The 16,926-nt window shown below is 62.0% G+C and carries 18 protein-coding genes; 11 read left to right on the forward strand and 7 right to left on the reverse strand.

Translation table 11 applies throughout. From position 1 onward, the window contains the following. Window positions 1–12: 12 nt before the first annotated feature. Window positions 13–456 carry a low molecular weight protein-tyrosine-phosphatase gene (locus ACOOEX_RS02075; RefSeq protein WP_420396909.1) on the forward strand — a complete coding sequence of 148 codons (444 nt, stop codon included), beginning with the start codon at window positions 13–15 and terminating at the stop codon, window positions 454–456. Here the strand turns inward: ACOOEX_RS02075 and ACOOEX_RS02080 are convergent. Both ACOOEX_RS02080 and ACOOEX_RS02085 read right to left on the reverse strand, forming a co-directional pair. Beyond that, entirely contained in the window at window positions 453–755 is a 303-nt protein-coding gene (locus ACOOEX_RS02080) for a hypothetical protein (RefSeq protein WP_071690970.1), read from the reverse strand. The genes ACOOEX_RS02075 and ACOOEX_RS02080 overlap by 4 nt on opposite strands. A gap of 127 nt (window positions 756–882) precedes the next feature. Then, window positions 883–1,935: a Leu/Phe/Val dehydrogenase gene (locus ACOOEX_RS02085; protein ID WP_420396910.1), complete on the reverse strand. Its 1,053-nt coding sequence runs from the start codon at window positions 1,933–1,935 to the stop codon at window positions 883–885. A gap of 129 nt (window positions 1,936–2,064) precedes the next feature. On the opposite strand from ACOOEX_RS02085, the gene ACOOEX_RS02090 reads away from it, so the two are divergent. Continuing rightward, on the forward strand, window positions 2,065–2,532 hold the full coding sequence (locus tag ACOOEX_RS02090; protein WP_420396911.1) for an Lrp/AsnC family transcriptional regulator: 468 nt from the start codon (window positions 2,065–2,067) through the stop codon (window positions 2,530–2,532). Window positions 2,533–2,553: 21 nt separating this feature from the next. Here the strand turns inward: ACOOEX_RS02090 and ACOOEX_RS02095 are convergent, their stop codons facing one another. Together ACOOEX_RS02095 and ACOOEX_RS02100 are read right to left on the reverse strand one after the other, a co-directional pair. Next, window positions 2,554–3,384 carry a hypothetical protein gene (locus tag ACOOEX_RS02095; RefSeq protein WP_420396912.1) on the reverse strand — a complete coding sequence of 277 codons (831 nt, stop codon included), beginning with the start codon at window positions 3,382–3,384 and terminating at the stop codon, window positions 2,554–2,556. A gap of 198 nt (window positions 3,385–3,582) precedes the next feature. Beyond that, entirely contained in the window at window positions 3,583–4,284 is a 702-nt protein-coding gene (locus tag ACOOEX_RS02100; RefSeq protein WP_420396913.1) for a hypothetical protein, read from the reverse strand. A gap of 456 nt (window positions 4,285–4,740) precedes the next feature. Between ACOOEX_RS02100 and lepA the strand changes: the two genes are divergently transcribed. The 3 genes from lepA to ACOOEX_RS02115 all read left to right on the forward strand — a co-directional run bounded on the left by lepA (window position 4,741) and on the right by ACOOEX_RS02115 (window position 8,021). Next, a complete protein-coding gene (gene lepA, locus ACOOEX_RS02105) occupies window positions 4,741–6,540 on the forward strand; it encodes a translation elongation factor 4 (RefSeq protein ID WP_420396914.1) in 1,800 nt (599 codons plus the stop codon). Window positions 6,541–6,614: 74 nt separating this feature from the next. Further along, complete coding sequence (locus tag ACOOEX_RS02110) at window positions 6,615–7,784, forward strand: glycosyltransferase 61 family protein (RefSeq protein ID WP_420396915.1); 1,170 nt, start codon at window positions 6,615–6,617, stop codon at window positions 7,782–7,784. A 54-nt stretch (window positions 7,785–7,838) separates the two neighbouring features. Continuing rightward, on the forward strand, window positions 7,839–8,021 hold the full coding sequence (locus ACOOEX_RS02115) for a CTP synthetase (RefSeq protein WP_420396916.1): 183 nt from the start codon (window positions 7,839–7,841) through the stop codon (window positions 8,019–8,021). Between the two features lie 71 nt (window positions 8,022–8,092). Here ACOOEX_RS02115 and ACOOEX_RS02120 read toward each other — a convergent pair whose 3' ends face one another. Next, entirely contained in the window at window positions 8,093–8,854 is a 762-nt protein-coding gene (locus ACOOEX_RS02120; protein WP_420398308.1) for an alpha/beta fold hydrolase, read from the reverse strand. 91 nt (window positions 8,855–8,945) lie between these two features. Between ACOOEX_RS02120 and ACOOEX_RS02125 the strand changes: the two genes are divergently transcribed. Then, window positions 8,946–9,323 (forward strand): hypothetical protein, encoded by a 378-nt coding sequence (locus ACOOEX_RS02125; RefSeq protein WP_420396917.1) that lies wholly within the window; start codon window positions 8,946–8,948, stop codon window positions 9,321–9,323. A gap of 356 nt (window positions 9,324–9,679) precedes the next feature. On the opposite strand, the gene ACOOEX_RS02130 is transcribed toward ACOOEX_RS02125, so the two are convergent. After that, window positions 9,680–10,591 carry a pirin family protein gene (locus tag ACOOEX_RS02130; protein ID WP_420396918.1) on the reverse strand — a complete coding sequence of 304 codons (912 nt, stop codon included), beginning with the start codon at window positions 10,589–10,591 and terminating at the stop codon, window positions 9,680–9,682. Between the two features lie 166 nt (window positions 10,592–10,757). Here ACOOEX_RS02130 and ACOOEX_RS02135 point away from each other — a divergent pair, with 166 nt between their 5' ends. Both ACOOEX_RS02135 and ACOOEX_RS02140 read left to right on the forward strand, forming a co-directional pair. Continuing rightward, complete coding sequence (locus ACOOEX_RS02135; protein ID WP_420396919.1) at window positions 10,758–11,711, forward strand: NAD(P)-dependent oxidoreductase; 954 nt, start codon at window positions 10,758–10,760, stop codon at window positions 11,709–11,711. Between the two features lie 147 nt (window positions 11,712–11,858). After that, a complete protein-coding gene (locus ACOOEX_RS02140; RefSeq protein WP_306047442.1) occupies window positions 11,859–12,347 on the forward strand; it encodes a hypothetical protein in 489 nt (162 codons plus the stop codon). Window positions 12,348–12,369: 22 nt separating this feature from the next. Here ACOOEX_RS02140 and ACOOEX_RS02145 read toward each other — a convergent pair whose 3' ends face one another. Continuing rightward, on the reverse strand, window positions 12,370–13,800 hold the full coding sequence (locus ACOOEX_RS02145) for a Glu/Leu/Phe/Val family dehydrogenase (RefSeq protein ID WP_420396920.1): 1,431 nt from the start codon (window positions 13,798–13,800) through the stop codon (window positions 12,370–12,372). A gap of 287 nt (window positions 13,801–14,087) precedes the next feature. Between ACOOEX_RS02145 and ACOOEX_RS02150 the strand changes: the two genes are divergently transcribed. Genes ACOOEX_RS02150 through ACOOEX_RS02160 form a run of 3 tightly spaced genes read left to right on the forward strand, consistent with a single transcriptional unit; the run spans window position 14,088 to window position 16,865 of the window. Further along, window positions 14,088–15,662 (forward strand): pilus assembly protein TadG-related protein, encoded by a 1,575-nt coding sequence (locus ACOOEX_RS02150; RefSeq protein WP_420396921.1) that lies wholly within the window; start codon window positions 14,088–14,090, stop codon window positions 15,660–15,662. Between the two features lie 8 nt (window positions 15,663–15,670). Beyond that, window positions 15,671–16,201, forward strand: coding sequence for a TadE/TadG family type IV pilus assembly protein (locus ACOOEX_RS02155; RefSeq protein WP_071690984.1), 531 nt, complete (start codon window positions 15,671–15,673; stop codon window positions 16,199–16,201). A 7-nt stretch (window positions 16,202–16,208) separates the two neighbouring features. Next, window positions 16,209–16,865 (forward strand): TadE/TadG family type IV pilus assembly protein, encoded by a 657-nt coding sequence (locus ACOOEX_RS02160; RefSeq protein ID WP_420396922.1) that lies wholly within the window; start codon window positions 16,209–16,211, stop codon window positions 16,863–16,865. Window positions 16,866–16,926: the final 61 nt, after the last annotated feature.

Below are 16,926 nucleotides of genomic sequence, written 5' to 3' on the forward strand. Positions count from 1 at the left end.
GAAGGAGCCCCCATGGCCAAGTCTATCCTCTGTGTCTGTCTCGGCAATATCTGCCGCTCACCCACGGGCGAGGCGCTGCTGCGCGCGGCCCTGCCGGAGGCACGCATAGACAGTGCCGGGACCGCCGGCTGGCATGTGGGAAAGCCGCCCTACGGTCCGATGCAGGCGGCCGCGCGGGCGCGGGGATATGACCTCAGCCAGCAGCGCGCCCGGCAGGTCAAGGCCGATGATTTCCATCGCTTCGATCTGATTCTGGCGATGGACAGCAGCAATTTGGAGGATTTGCAGGCGATCCGTCCGGCGGATGCCACCGCAGAGCTGTCACTCTACCTTTCCGTGCTGAACAACGCCCCGACCGATGTGCCCGACCCCTACTACACGCGGGATTTCGACGGGGCTCTCACGCTGATCGAACAGGCCGCACAGGCCTGGGCCGCACAGCTGACCGGGACTTAGCCGCACATCTGTTCGGCAGCTTCCCCGAAGGCCCTGTACCGGTCCCAGAATGCCTCGTCCCGATGGTTGTCGGACATACGCAATTCTTCCGCCTCGTCCGGGTCGTCAAAGAGCCGCGCGGCGCGGCGCTGTTCGCCGAAATTCAGGGTCTGGCGTGCCGCGCTGCCGATGCAGGCGCAAAGCGACGGGTTCGCCGCCGTGCGGCCCGATGTCATACAGGCGCGTTCCACCGGGCTTGCCTCCAGAGGAGCGCCCACCACCATGAACGTGATCAGAAATGCCGAGAATGTCTTGCGCATCGCCCTGCCTCGCTTGCCCCATGCAAGGGGTTGGTCCCCCCATCTGCAAGCTAATCTGCCGAAAGTACCCCCGCAGCGCAATCTCCCGGCGCGCAACGGGGGTGAAATGGGCGGAAAATGGCAGAGGTCAGGCTGCGGGGCGCTGCTGCATGCGGCTCAGAACGATATCGTCGGCCACCTTATGCGGTGCCAGCCCGCGCGTGGCGGCCTGAGTCAGGATCGCGTCAAGCGTCGCTTCGGCCTCGGCCAACTTGTCCGCGACGAAACCCTCCCGGTCGCGGATCTTGAGGATCTCGGTCGCCACGTTGATGATGCCGCCTGCATTGGCCACATAGTCCGGCGCATAGAGGATGCCGCGCTTGTGCAGCGCGTCGCCGTCGGCAGGGGTTGCCAGCTGGTTGTTGGCCCCACCCGCCACGGCCTGAACCCGCAGCGACGGAATGGTTTCAGCGTTCAGGATGCCGCCAATGGCGCAGGGGGCGAGGATATCGGCCTCCACCTGAAGAATCCGATCCACCGGGGAAACGGCTGCACCAAAACGCTCCGCCGCACGGTCGCAGCGTGCCGGGTCGATATCTGCCACGATCAGCAACGCTCCGGCATCATGCAGCATCTCGGCCAGATACCAGCCCACATGCCCAAGCCCCTGCACCGCCACCTTGCGCCCGGTCAGGTCGCCTGACCCGAACCGGTGCCTGGCGGTGCAGCGGATCGCGTTGAAGATGCCGTGCGCGGTGATGGGCGAGGGGTCGCCGCTGGCATACGCCCCGTCCGGCAGGCCCGCGACAAACTCCGTCCCGCGCGCGATCACCGCCATATCGGCAGGGCTCATCCCCATGTCTTCCGCCGTCCAGTAGCGCCCTTTCAGAGCCGCTAAGGCACCGGCGAACCCCGCCAGCAAAGCCTCGGATTTCAGCACAGCCGGATCGCCCATGATCACCGCCTTGCCGCCGCCCAGGGGCAGCCCCGCCGCGGCGTTCTTGAAAGTCATCCCGTGGCTCAACCGCAGCGCATCGGTCAGCGCTGCCTCTTCGCTGGCATAGGGTTTCATCCTAAGACCACCCGCCGCCGGACCCAACTGGGTGGAGTGGATGGCAATAAATCCCACAAGCCCCGTTGCATCGTCCGAGACGCGCAATACTTCTTCATGGCTTGACGTGGGCAGGGTGGTGATCTGCATGGGGGTCCTCCTCTTTGAGGTGGAGGATATCGTCAGACCAGAGGGGATTGACGCCAAATATCCGTTCACGAGCAGGCATTCTTGGTGATATTCTCTGCCATCCCCCTCTGATTCGAAGGATTCACGCGGATGGACGATCTCGACCGCAAGATCATCACCACCCTGCAACGCGACGGCCGCCTGCCGGTCACCGATCTGGCCGAGCGAGTCGGCCTCTCCCCCACCCCCTGCGCCCGCCGTATGGCGCGGATGGAGGCGGAGGGAATCATCACCGGCTATGCCGCCCGCGTCAGCCCGGAAAAACTGGGCTACCCCATCACCGTCTTCGTCTTCGCCGAACTGGAACGCCAGAGCCGCGATGCGCTGGAAGGGTTCGAGCGCGCCATCCGCCGCTTTCCGGAGGTGCTGGAATGCCACCTGATGACCGGCAGCCGAGACATCCTGCTGAAAATCGCCGCCCGCGACCTGCGCAGCTTCGACAGCTTCCTCGAACACAACCTGATGAGCGTCCCCGGCATCCGCTCCACCCGCACCAGCTTTTCGCTGCGCGCGATGGTGGATCGGGAGATCAGCGCCGGGTCTTCGCTTGGACGCTGACAGGGCTTGGGATCAAACCGTCTAACCGGTGATCCGGGCAATCCTCCGCGCAGCCAATGCCGCGCCGCCCACCGGCTCCCATTCGCCGCTTTCGATCCCGGTGGCGATGCGAAGCGTCACCGGCCATGAGGGCTGGCGCCCGTTTAGCAAGCCCTCGTACCAATCGACCCAGAAGCCCCAGGTTTCCGGGTCTTTCCCGAAATGCGCCCTGCCCACCTCCCAGAGGTCCAGCAGTTCCGGCGGCGCCGCAAGGTCAGGGGACCAAAGCGGTGGCCAGTCCTGTTCTGGGTCGTTGGCGTCGCGGGTTGCGGCGGCGTAGGCCACCGCCGCCGCGGCCTCGGCGCGGGCGTCTATCTCGTCCGACGTACACCCCGCCCGTTCGGCCAGCACAGAGACGGCTTTGGAAATCGCACGCGCCGAGTCGCTGATGGCCGTGCCCGACGCCCGCCGGAAACTCTCCAGAACGCCCGATAAGGCGTCGAGGGTCGCCGTCATGGCCCGTTCCGCCGCGCGATCCCCGTCGGCTGTCGCAGGATCGAACCCGCCCGCCGCCTCAGCAGACCAGTGTTCGAGCGCGGCCCAGACGATATCCAGCTCCCGGCCCTCCTTGACCGCGTCCCGCGTGTCCCGCGCCGCAGCCGCTGATGACAAGGCCAGCCCGAAGAGCGTGGGCAAAGCGATCACCGACCTCATGTTGAAGGCATCGGGGTCATCCTTGTAGGCCGCCTCGCGGCACAGAAAAATGGCGGGAAAGGCCCGCAGGGCCGCGCGTGCCCCCACATAGCTCCGTTTCTCCACCGGTTGAGCCTTGGCCCAAGCCCATGCACCGCGCGTGTCTGAAATCTCATCCATAACAAACCACCTGATCGTTATTTACAAAGCCCGATCATGGACGATCTTGTTCTCATCTGCGAATTCTCATGGACTGACGATTAAGCGCAACCTTCTGGCGGCCCCCGGCATCCGGTCCACCAGCGTTTTTCAAACGACAATGATGTCTGCACCGCAGGGCTGCCCCTATGGGGCAGTCCAAGCGTGAAAGCGCGAGCCTTAATTGACCCAGTCGTTCCAATTCATCTGGCTGAAACAGCTTCCGTAGTTGCCGATATTTCCTTGAACCACCCGGGTCGACGCCAGCGTGCTGTTCACCCAGACGATCCCGAACCGCCCGTCCTGATCGGCATCGACGCATCCGCAATAGCTGCTGCCCTGGCATTGGGAAAAGGTCGAGATCTGCTGCGTGCAGGCATAGTAGTTGCCATAGTTGGCCTGAAGGATCTGGGCAGTGGCGGCCTGCGGGACAAGCTGATGCGAGACGACACCGTAGCGTCCATCGTTGTCATAGTCGTCACAGGTAAGATAGCGGTCACTTGCAGTCGGATAGCTGTTCAGCTGTGCCTGACAGGTGAAGTAGTTTCCGAGATTTGGCGCAATCACGCTGCGACCGGACGTCGGATAGGCATGACGCACGATGCCGAACCGCCCGTCCTGATCACGGTCTTCGCAGGCGCAGAGCGTGGAGGAGCCATTGCAGGCCGATTGCTGGCTGATCGCAGCAACGCAGCTTTGATAGGTGCCGATATTGCCGCGAACAACACTGGCCCCGGCCGCGGCGGGTTGCAGGGTCACCTCGACAAGACCGAACCGCCCGTCATTGTCGCGGTCCTCGCAAACCAACAATGTGTCGGCCTGGACTAGCGTGGGGATGAGCAGCAGGACTGCAATCGCTGAAAAACGAGATATATAACGCATGGCAATGCCCTTTCTGGTTGGAAATAAGACCCAGTGTACCACCGGTTGCCGTTCTATCCAAAATGGCCCAGCTCATTTTTCGGCAGGAATGCGCCAGCGCGCCCCAACCAGAGCATTCGCGGCCCTCGCACCTTTCCCCTCTGCGCAGGCACATAGAACGCGCAGAGGGGAAAGGTCAGGAGCGGGGGGAGCGGCTGGTCTGCTATGAGATGTCTCCTGCCATCGGCCAGCACGGCCGGGCCGACTGCCTGTGACGATCGCTGCCTGGGTCAGGATCGACGATGGCGCGGCGTCTTCGCCTTGATTCCGCGCTGGAGCATGATCTCAGCATCTCGCTTGTCACAACCACCTTTGCTCATAGGGCGCGGGCAGTCTGACACCCACCGGTCACAGACGATTTCTCTGCCCAACAGACCCCATTGACCAAACCCCAAATCCCGCTCATATCCCACCTTCATGACCGACCTTGATCTCATCCGCAATTTCTCCATCGTGGCCCATATCGACCACGGCAAATCCACCCTTGCCGACCGGCTGATCCAGCTGACCGGGACGGTGGCCGAACGCGATATGCAGGCGCAGCTTCTGGACAGCATGGATATCGAGCGCGAGCGCGGGATCACCATCAAGGCAAACACGGTGCGCATCGAGTACCCGGCCAAGGACGGCAAAACTTACGTCCTGAACCTGATCGACACGCCCGGCCATGTGGACTTCGCCTATGAGGTCAGCCGGTCGATGCAGGCGGTCGAGGGCTCGCTTCTGGTCGTCGATGCCTCCCAGGGGGTCGAGGCGCAGACGCTTGCCAATGTCTACCAGGCCATCGACGCGGATCATGAGATCGTGCCAGTCCTGAACAAGGTCGACCTGCCCGCCGCAGAACCCGAACGCGTGGCCGAACAGATCGAGGACGTGATCGGCATCGACGCCTCGGACGCCGTCCTCATCTCCGCCAAGACCGGCGTCGGCATCCCCGACGTGCTGGAAGCCATCGTCACCCGCCTGCCTGCCCCCGGCGGCGACCGCGATGCGCCGCTCAAGGCAATGCTCGTCGACAGCTACTACGATGCCTATCTGGGCGTGGTCGTCATCATCCGCGTCATTGACGGCAGGATCCGGAAAGGCGACCGGATTAAGATGCTCGGCACAGGCGGGCGCTACCCCGTCGATCGGCTCGGCGTCTTCAAACCCAAGATGCAGGATATTGCCGAACTGGGCCCGGGTGAAATCGGCTTCCTCACCGCTTCGATCAAACAGGTGCGCGACACCCGCGTCGGCGACACCATCACCCATGAAAAGCACGGCACCGAGACCGCGCTGCCCGGCTTCAAACCCGCGCAGCCCGTGGTCTTCTGCGGCCTCTTCCCGGTCGACAGCGCCGAATTCGAGGACCTGCGCGACGCGATCGAGAAACTGGCGCTCAATGACGCCTCCTTCAGCTTCGAGATGGAAACCTCCGCGGCCCTCGGCTTCGGCTTCCGCTGCGGCTTCCTCGGCCTGCTGCACCTGGAGGTCATCCGCGACCGCATCGAACGCGAATACGATATCGAGCTGATCACCACCGCGCCCTCCGTGGTCTACCATGTCCACATGAAGGACGGCACGGTGCAGGAGCTTCACAACCCCGCTGACATGCCCGACCTGACCCATGTCGACCATATCGAGGAACCGCGGATCAAGGCGACCATCCTTGTGCCCGACGAATACCTCGGCGACGTGCTGAAGCTCTGCCAGGACCGGCGCGGCATCCAGCTCGACCTCACCTATGCGGGCACCCGCGCGATGGTGGTCTATGACCTGCCGCTGAACGAGGTGGTGTTCGACTTCTACGACCGGCTGAAATCGGTGACCAAGGGCTATGCCTCCTTTGATTACCAGATGGAGGGCTATCGCGAGGACTTCCTCGTCAAGATGTCGGTGCTGGTGAACGAGGAACCGGTCGACGCGCTGTCGATGATGGTCCATCGCGACCGGGCCGAACAGCGCGGCCGCGCCATGTGCGAAAAGCTGAAAGAGCTGATCCCCCGCCACATGTTCAAGATCCCGATCCAGGCCGCCATCGGGGGCCGCGTGATTGCACGAGAGACGCTGTCGGCCATGCGCAAGGACGTGACCGCCAAATGCTACGGTGGCGACGCCACCCGGAAGCGCAAGCTGCTGGACAAGCAGAAAGCGGGCAAGAAGAAGATGCGCCAGTTCGGGAAGGTCGAGATCCCGCAATCGGCGTTTATCAATGCGCTGAAGATGGATAGCTGAGGTCACTGCAGCGGAGGGTGGCTCGCTTGAATCCACCCTTTGACTGCCGCCGGGAGAAAAATTTGCCAGATTGTATGCGTTCTATTCAGGAGTTCCGGAATATCCGTCTGGAACCGTCGAAAGGTATAGATGCTTGGATCTTCTCAGGCGGTCCCATTTGGCCGAATTTCGAGCAACAAACCCTTATCCGGCAATGCCGCCGATCGGTCCCTGTGGACGACAAGCCTGTTGAAGGGACCGAGCAGGCAACGGTTCTGGAAGGGCCGCATATCTGGTGCGGGTACCTTCCCCCGCACTTCGGTCATTTCATTGCCGACCAGCTCAGCAGACTGCCCCTTGCGCTGTTGAATTGTCCACCAGAGGCCAAGTTGCTGTTCAGTCTTCCAGAAGGCATCGGGGAGCCCCAGGATTTCTTTTATGATATCCTCGAAACGCTTGGAGTGACCATAGACCGCGTAGTCATTCAAAGAAAGGAACCTCTCGAAGTCGAGTTGCTCTATGCTGCTCCACTGGGTGAAACGCTCTTTGGGAAGCCCGACGCCGAATACCTTACCATTCTAGAAAAGCTGATGGATGGGCTGGGGTTTCAAGCGAACCCAGAGGAAGACGTGTATGTGAGCCGAGCTAGGCTGCCAGCAAATCTTTCCTCCCTCGCGGGTGAATCCTACCTGGAAGAATGCTTCCTGAAACTAGGGGTGAAAGTGATCTGGCCCGAGAAGATGACCATGCGCCAGCAGCTTCAGACTTACTCCTCTGCTCGCAAGCTCGTGTTTTCGGAAGGATCGGCCATTCACGGTCGCCAGCTTTTGGGTGAGATTAATCAAGATATCCTCGTAATCGAGCGACGCAAGCGCTACAACATGGCGAGGGATGTACTTACGCCGCGTTGTTCCAAGCTTGATTACATTTCAGCGATAGACGGTACGGTGTTCGTTAATCCGGTGCCCAATGGCAATCTCTGGCAGGGCTTGACCGTTCTGGATGAGACCAGATTGATTGAGGAGCTGCTGCAGGCAGGGATTGACCTTCGGCCGATCTGGGACGGTAGCGTGTTCCGGCGTAGACGCGACCAGGAAATTCTGGCGTGGATCAAACGTAGGCTGGCATTCCCACCAGTCGGGGTGGAGCATGAGGACATTGACTCATACCACAAGATCAGGCTGGCAACAGTTAAGGCTAGCCTCGCCTCGATCGGATTGGGCGACCTTTTCCATTACGTGATGAATCAGTCGAACGAGGATTAATGAGAAGCTTTGCCTCGCGCGTGTGCGAGCTTATGCGGCTCTAGCTCATCCCCCATGTCCTACCTTCTTCTCCTCCTCCACCTCTTCATCGGCGCCACCCTTGCGGGTGTGTTCCTCGTCATCCTTCTGGTGGCGGGGTGGATCGGGGTCTGGCCGATCACCGGGGCCGTCGTTGCGGGCTTTCTGCTGGCCTTTCCCGTCGCCTTTTACGTCGCCCGCGCCATGCAGGGGCGGTGATCTGTCTGCACAGGGGGTGTACGGGGGGTGTACAGGGGGTGTACGCGTGGCACCCCCCTGTTTTTCGGGTCTCAGGCGTTCAGAAACGCCCGCACCGCCGCCTCGAATTCGCGGGGTTTATCGGCATGCAGCCAATGCCCCGCACCGGGAATTTTCGCAAAGCGCGCCTTCGGGAAATAGCCCTTGATCGCGTCCCGATATTCGGGCCGCACATAGTCCGACTCCACCCCCGACAGCATGAACACCGGCCCGTCAAACCGGCCCTCAACCCCCTCCGGCCAGCCCGTCGCCTTGCCCATGTCGCGGTCCAGAACGTCATGGTTGAGCCGCCAGCGCCTGCCCTTAACATTCAGAGATTGCAGCAAAAAAGCGCGGACGCCCGCTTCGGGAACGGCGGCGCTCAGCTGCTCATCCGCATCGCGCCGCGTCTCAACCCGCGACAGGTCCACCGCCCGCATGGCGTCAATCAGGTGGCTCTGGCTGTGCCCGTAAGCCACCGGCGCGATATCGGCTACGACCAGCCGGTTCACCATCTCGGGCCGCGTCAGCGCCAGCATCATCGCGGCCTTGCCGCCCATGGAATGCCCCAGCACATCCAGCCGCCCGCCATGCGCGGCGATCACCTGAGCCAGATCAGCCGCCATATCGGGATATGTATGCGTCGGCTGAAAATCGCTATCCCCATGATTTCGCATGTCAACGCCGATCACCTGCCGCTCATCGGAGAGGCGCTTGGCGATGACGTTCCAGTTGCGCGCGGAGCCGAAGAGGCCATGCACGATCAGAAGCGGCGGGCGGTCGGTAGGATCACCGGTGAGATAGGTCGCGAGCATGGTCTGGAGATAGCGCATCCCGCCCGGCGCGACCAGAGCCGTTGAGCGGTGGCGCATGGGTCGTTAGACTGCACCGTCGAAAGGGATTCCCATGGCTGCCGATCCGCAGGAGCTTGCACGTCTGTCCGACCGCCTGACAGCGCTGATGCGCGAGAAACTGGGGGTGCGGGCCGACACACTGCCCGCCGCGCTGCGCCGGTCGGGGCGGAAACTGCCGCGCCGGTTGCGGCAGGATGGCGCGCTTATTCTCGCAGCGATCGAGCGGTCCCAAAATCCGCGTCTGGCGCGGGTCACGGATGGCGACGGGCCGGAACGCGCAGCAAGGCGGATAGAGGCCTATTTGAGTGGCCTTGACCCGGCCACCGCCCGCGCGCGTGCAAGGGCCTATCTGTTCGCCGACCTGGCCTTTCGTCTGGCAGTTGTGATCGCATTGGTGATCGGCGTTCTGGCCTGGCGTGGCTACGTCTGAACGATTGCGCTGGTCTGCCAGCGGCGGCCATCGCGGCAGGTCTCGCCTCGCTGAGCCTCGCGCCGAAGAAGAGACCCTCCTCAGCTCGCATGTCCTTGGATAAGGGCCTGCGCCGGGTTGTCGGCAGAACCGGTTCGCCTGCGTCCGGCTGCCGCATCGAAAGCCGTGACTCCCCGCCTATTTGCCCATGTGCGTGAACCTACAAGGACCGGAAAGGAAACACACATGTTCAAGGGTTTGGGGCTGTCTCTGGCGCTGATCATCGGTGGAATGGTGGCGGCACCGGCATTGCTGATGGCCATCGTCTGACAAGAAAGGCCCCGGTCAGATCGGGGCCTTTCCTCGTTTCAGGATGGTCAGTGTTGCGGCTTCAGGAACGTCCCGTTTCGAAGATCGCGCATGGCTTGCTGGATCTCGGCCTGTGTGTTCATCACGATCGGACCGTGCCAGGCGACCGGCTCCTCGATCGGGGCCCCCGAAATCAGCAGGAACCGCACGCCCTCCGGCCCTGCCTGTACCGTCACCTCGTCGCCGGTGCCGAAGCGGATGAGGGTGCGGTTGCCCGAAAGCTCACGCATATTGACCTCTTGCCCCATTACCTCCTTTTCCAGCAACACGCCCTCTGGCTGCGAGGCATCGGCAAAGGCTGCGGATCCATCGAAGACGTAGGCGAAGGCGCGGCGATAGGTGTCGATTTTGAAGGTCTTCCTGACTCCTGCGGGCACGTAGACATCCAGATATTGCGGGTCGGCGGCAATGCCGTCCACGGGGCCGCGCTTGCCCCAGAATTCGCCCACGATGACCTTCACCTGCGTGCCGTCATCGTCGATGATTTCGGGGATGTCCTTGCCTTGCACGTCCTGATAGCGCGGCGCGGTCATCTTCAGCGACGAGGGCAGGTTTCCCCAAAGCTGAAAACCATGCATTTGCCCCTTTGCGTTCCCGAAGGGCATCTCCTGGTGGAGGATGCCGGAACCTGCGGTCATCCACTGCACATCACCCGCTCGAAGCTTGCCTGTATTGCCCAGGCTGTCCCCGTGTTCCACGGTGCCTGCCAGCACATAGGTGATAGTCTCGATCCCGCGATGCGGGTGCCAGGGAAAGCCGCGCATGTAGTCCGACGGGGTTTCCCCCCGGAAATCGTCGAACAACAGGAACGGGTCCAGTTCGCTTGGGTCCTGAAAGCCGAAGGCGCGGTGCAGCTTGACGCCGGCGCCCTCCATCGTGGGTTGGGCGCGTCGGGTTTCGGTAACGGGTCTGATGGACATGGAAACCTCCTCGGGTCCTGATTGACACCGAATGTAGGGCGAGGCAGGGGCATCGACAATTGGCGGTCCACAAACGACCATTGTGCAGTCCTGCAAGGGTCGGTTTCGGGCAAGACAGGCCCGGCAACCCGTGAAATTTTCGCGAAAACCTTCAGGGAGACTCGGAATGAAAGTAGGGTTTATCGGACTTGGCAATGTCGGCCACAAGCTGGCCGGATCGCTGTTGCGCAACGGGGTCGATATCACGGTTCGCGATCTGGATGAGGCCAGGGTGGCCGAGTTCGCGGCCAAGGGTGCCAAGGTGGGGGAAAGCCCCGCCCAGATGTTGCGCGACTGCGACGCGGTCATCACCTGCCTGCCGCATCCCAGCATTTCGGCCAAGGTGGTGGAAGGCCCGGACGGCCTGCTGGAGGCCATGGGGCCGGGCAAGATCTGGATGGAGATGAGCACCACGGACGAGGCCGAGGTGAAGCGCCTTGGGGCCATGGTCATCGCAGCGGGCGGTGCAGCGGTGGATTGCCCGGTATCGGGCGGCTGCCACCGGGCCGATACCGGCAATATCTCGATCTTCGCGGGCTGTGACCGCGCAACCTTCGAACGCATTCTGCCGCTTCTGACCACCATGGGCCGCCGTGTGCTGCATACCGGCCCGATCGGGTCGGCCTCGATCCTGAAGGTGATCACCAACTATCTGGCCACCGCAAACCTGATCAGCTGTGCCGAGGCACTGACCGTGGCCAAGGCGGCCGACATGGATCTGGGCGTGGCCTATGAGGCGATCCGGATTTCCTCGGGCACCAGCTTCGTGCATGAAACCGAAAGCCAGGTCATCCTGAACGGATCGCGCGATATTTCGTTCACCATGGATCTGGTGCTGAAGGATATCGGCCTGTTCCAGGAGGTTGCGGACCGGGCAAACGTGCCTTTGGAGATGAACCCGCTGATGATCCAGATCTTCAAGGACGGCATCGCGCGTTACGGCGAGCGGGAACTGTCGCCCAATATCATCAAGCGGCTGGAAGAGGCGACGGGTCTCGACATCACCTATCCGGGCTTCCCGGCAGAGATGACCGATGACGAACCGGAAGAGCCCGGATACGAGGTGCGACGCGAGCCCTGATCCGGGGCGCTCTCTCCGGACAGTTTTCACGCAACAAAATTCCTGCGCGGCCCAGAGGGTCGCGCGGTGAGTTGACTCCCATGACTCTCCTTCTGGTCATTTCTTCCGCGCCATGCTCTAACCCGGAAAATCAAGCGGAGAAGCTGCATGACCGACAGCGACGAAATCCTTGAACGCATCACTCCGAAAGGCCCGCGCAGGGTGTTTGCGACGGGATCTCTCGGTCTGCTCGGCCTGCTTCTGGTCTGGGTCGCGGCAAGCCATCCGCCCGCTGATTTCGGGTTCACGCTGCTCTTGCTGGGGATCGGCGCGGGCAGCCTGTGGCTGTCCTGGGCGCTTTGGCAGGCCTCCAGCGTGACGCTGGAACTCACGCGGGAGGAACTGCGAGAGCAGGGCGGGCGGCTGATTGCCCGGATCGACAATATTGAAAAGGTCGACCGCGGCTTCTTTGCCTTCAAGCCCGCCGCCGGTTTCCGCCTGTCGCTGCGTGACCGGATGCAGAATGCCTATGCGCCGGGCCTGTGGTGGCGGCGCGGGCGGATGGTGATGGTGGGCGGGGTTACCTCGAACGCGCAGTCCAAGGCGGTGGCGGATCTGATCTCGGTCCGCATCGCGCAACAGCGCGGAGAGCTGTGACAGCCCCCCGCGCCCTGCCGATTTACAGGCCCTTGGCCCGGTAGCTGGCCGCCACGCGCCCGATCGAGACCATGAAGCCCGCAGTCCGCAGGTCGGTCACGTCGTTGCGGCTGTGCCAGACCTCGCGCATCGACTGGTAAGCCGCGCGCATCGTGTCATCGAGGCCCGAGCGCACCAGTTCCAGTTCATCGGCACCGCGCAAGTATTTTTCCTTGAAGGCCGGTGTCAGGGACCACGCGTCGCCAAGATGGCGGTCGAGCCGTTCCAGTTCATCGACGATCAACTGATGGCGCGCCTCTTCCTGGCGGCGCTGCATCCGGCCAAAGCGGATATGGCTGAGGTTCTTGACCCACTCGAAATAGGACACGGTCACACCACCCGCATTGGCATAAAGGTCGGGGATGATCACGGTGCCCTTCTTGCGCAGGATTTCATCCGCGCCTGCCGTTACAGGGCCATTCGCGGCCTCGATGATCAGCGGGGCCTTGATATTCGCCGCGTTCTGCAGATTGATCACGCCCTCCAGTGCCGCCGGGATCAGGATATCGCACTCCTCCTCCAGCGCCTTGACGCCGTCCTTGATGTAGCGGGGCCCCGGGAACATGTCGACGCCGCCGGTGCGGGCGATGTGGTTCTTGACTGCCTCGACATCCAACCCGTCAGGATCGAGCAGCGCGCCATCGCGTTCGATGATCCCGACGATCTTGGCGCCATCCTCCTCCGACAGGAACTTGGCGGCGTGGTAGCCCACATTGCCGAGCCCCTGCACGATGATCCGCTTGCCCTCCAGCGTGCCGGACAGGCCAGCAGCCGCCACGTCTTCGGGGTGGCGGAAGAACTCCTGCAAGGCGTATTCCACGCCGCGCCCCGTCGCCTCGACCCGGCCCCGGATACCGCCCGCATGGGGGGGTTTGCCGGTCACGCAGGCCTTGCCGTTGATATCGGTGGTGTTCATCCGGGCATACTGGTCGGCGATGATCGCCATTTCCTTTTCACCGGTACCCATATCGGGGGCGGGCACGTTCTGCGCCGGGTTGATCATGTCGCGCTTGATCAGCTCATAGGCGAAGCGCCGGGTGATCTGTTCCAGCTCGTGTTCTTCGTATTCGCGCGGGTCGATGCAAAGCCCGCCTTTCGATCCGCCGAAGGGCGCTTCAACCAGGGCGCATTTGTAGGTCATCAGCGCGGCCAGCGCCTCGACCTCGTCCTGGTTCACATTGGGGGCGTAGCGGATGCCGCCCTTGGCCGGTTCGAAATGCTCCGAATGGACCGAGCGATAACCGGTGAAGGTCCGGATCTCGCCCCGCAGACGCACCCCGAAGCGAACCGTGTAGGTGGCGTTGCAGACGCGGATCTTCTCTTCCAGCCCAGGGGGCAGATCCATCATGGATGCAGCGCGGTTGAACATCAGGTCAACTGACTGACGGAAACTCGGTTCTCCCTTCGGGGACATCGCGTATACCTCCTTGGCGTGTTCCGTGTGCGGCCCCTGCTGTGTTTGCAAACCGCCCATTTTTTGAGCGGACCACAGCTGGCCCATCCATGCAAGACAACCTGTCGTTGAAACAGCCAGTTTCATCGCCGAGCGTTGAAAAATGCACGCAAGTTGATTGTTGTCATTCATAAAACTCCCCGTTTCCTTCCTGCTTCCGCCCCATTTCTGCCGTTCTTGTGAACGAGGAAGAGCATGGGTCGAACTGCGTCGATCCACGACTCGTCATACTGCATGAGGCTTCCGGGATGACCCGAGCGACAGATCCGATCCGCCAAACGCGACCCCACGCGCCAATTCGGCGCCGGGCCGGATTTCTGCGCGACGAACGCGGAACCGTGACGATCTTTGCCTTGATGATGTTCGTCCTGATGCTCGCCGCCGGTGGGATTGCCATCGACGTGATGCGCTACGAAACACAGCGCACGCAGTTGCAATACACGCTTGACCGCGCCGTTCTGGCCGCGGCCGCGCTGAACCAGACTGAAGACCCGGAGGCGGTCGTGATCGACTACTTCGCGACCTCGGGTCTGGATCACTACCGGCTGGAAGTGGACGTGGACCAGGGGCTGAATTTCCGCCGGGTCTCCGCCTATGCCGAGATGGATCTGCGGTCCTACTTCATGAACATGTTCGGGGTGAATGCCCTGACCTCCCCCGCGCGGGGGGCCGCGGAAGAACGGATCATGGATATCGAGATTTCCATGGTGCTCGACATCTCCGGGTCCATGGGCTGGAACAACAAGATCGCCAACATGCGTACAGCGGCCAATGAGTTCATCGACACCGTGCTGGCCGCGAATGCGGAAGAAGACCAGGTGTCGATCTCGATCATTCCCTATCACAGCCAGGTCAATGCGGGCACGACGCTGGCCAGTGTCTTCACCCTGTCTGACGAGCACAATGAATCGAACTGCACCCGCTTCGATCCGGCCGACTACAACGTGACTGCGATTGACCCCGATGAGGCCATCGAACGGATCGCGCATTTCGACTATCGGTACCGCAGCAGATATCGCACCTTCCGCACGCCGCATTGCACCACCAGTGACTACGCCGCCATTCTGCCCTGGTCGAATGACGCGGATGAGCTGCACGCGCTGGTCAACAGCCTTTCCGCCAATGGCAACACCGCGATCGACCTTGGCATGAGATGGGCCGTGGGTCTGCTGGATCCGGCAGCACAGCCCGCTGTGACGGAACTGATTGCCGCGGGAGAAGTGGACGAGGATTTCGCAGGCCGCCCCCATTCCTACGAGGAAGACGAGGTTCTGAAGATCATCATCCTTATGACGGATGGCGAGAATACAAGCCAGGTCGACGTGGTTCAGGAATTCAAGCGCGGGCCCTCGACCGTGTTCCGCGACCCTGACACCGGCCGCACCTCGGCTTATCTGCCGCGCTACGACCTGTACTACTGGCACCACAATGACAGCTACAATTCGCAGCCCTATGGCGGCAGCGATGCAGAGGCCATTCCGTGGGCTGAACTCTGGGCCACCTATTCCGCTCGGATGCTGGCCGGCGAATACTACTACTACGCCGGTGACTGGGACTACTATCGCCAGCTGCGCTATTACTCGATCGAAACCTACGCGGGTGCGAGCGAGGCCGATGCCAACCTGCGCAATATCTGCGACGCGGCAAATGACGCCGGGATCATCGTGTTCACCATTGCGTTCGAAGCGCCCGCCCGTGGCGAAAGCGTGATGCAGCACTGTGCCACGACGCCTGCCCATTACTACGACGCCGAAGGGATCGAGATCTCCGAGGCCTTCGCCTCCATCGCGGCGTCGATCAACCAGCTCAAGCTGATCCAGTAGGGCATGACATGTGGGGCCTGACCAAGATATCCCGGTTCTTCCGCAAAGAAGAGGCCAACGCGACGGTGGAATTCGTGATCGTCTTCCCGTTGATCGTGATGATCTTCGTGGCGGCCTTCGAGACCGCCATGCTGCTGACCCGGCAAGTGATGATGGAACGGTCGCTGGACAGCGCCGTGCGCTATCTGCGCCTGACCTCCGATGTGACGGTCACCCATGACGCGATCCGGGACAATATCTGCGACAACACGCCGATCCTCATCAACTGCCAGGAATCGCTGTTGCTGGACCTGCGGGTGATTGATCAGGATACCTACAACCTTCCGGATTATCACACGCTCTGCGTCGACCGCTCCGGCACCGTGACTCCGGCCAACCAGTTCCATCCCGGCGCGGACAACCAGTTGATGCTGATCCGCACCTGCGCCCTTGTGGACCGGATCCTGCCGATTTCCGGGCTTGGGCTGGACCTGACGCGCGACGACACCGGCGCCATCCACATCACCGCCGCCACCGTCTTCGTGAACGAGCCGGAGTGAGACAGCCATGAAACGGATGATCAGGACATTCTGGAAGGACGAAGGCGCCTCGGTCGCGCTGGAAGCGGTGATCGTCATCCCGATTCTGGCTTGGGTTTTCGTGGCTAGCTTTGTCTTCTTCGACGCATTCCGGGTCTACAACACCTCGATCAAGGCGACCTATGCGGTGGCCGACGTCCTGTCACGCCGCACAAACGAGATTTCCAGCTCGGATATCGAGGGGCTTGCGGATGTGTTCCAGTTCCTGACCCGGAACACCGCCGGATCGGCCCTGCGTGTATCGCAGATCACCCGACAGCAGGGCGGCTACCGGATCGACTGGTCGCACGGCACCGACGGGATGACCTATATTCGCGCCAGCGACTTCCCCGATTTCATCGACCGCATTCCGATCATGGCCTATGGCGACCGGATGCTGCTGATCGAAACCTTCCTGCCGCATCGCCCAGCTTTCAGCGCTGGCCTCGCCGATCAGGAATTCGTGAATTTCACGGTCACCCGCCCCCGTTTTGCCGGCCAGGTGGCCTTTTTGGCCGATCTGGAAAACTCATACGTCTACACCAACAGTGGCTATCCAACGGGTCTGGACGGCTTCTACTACGTCAATGAAGAAGGCGGTGCGGATCCAGCGCATGACCCGGATTGGGATGTCGATCCGTCCTGATCCGTTTTGGCGTCGATAACTGACCTTCCGGTGTCGTGAGCTTGAGTTTCCTTTCGCAATC

It is taken from the genome of Nioella sp., from assembly GCF_965215655.1.
In the GTDB taxonomy this organism is placed as follows: domain Bacteria; phylum Pseudomonadota; class Alphaproteobacteria; order Rhodobacterales; family Rhodobacteraceae; genus Nioella.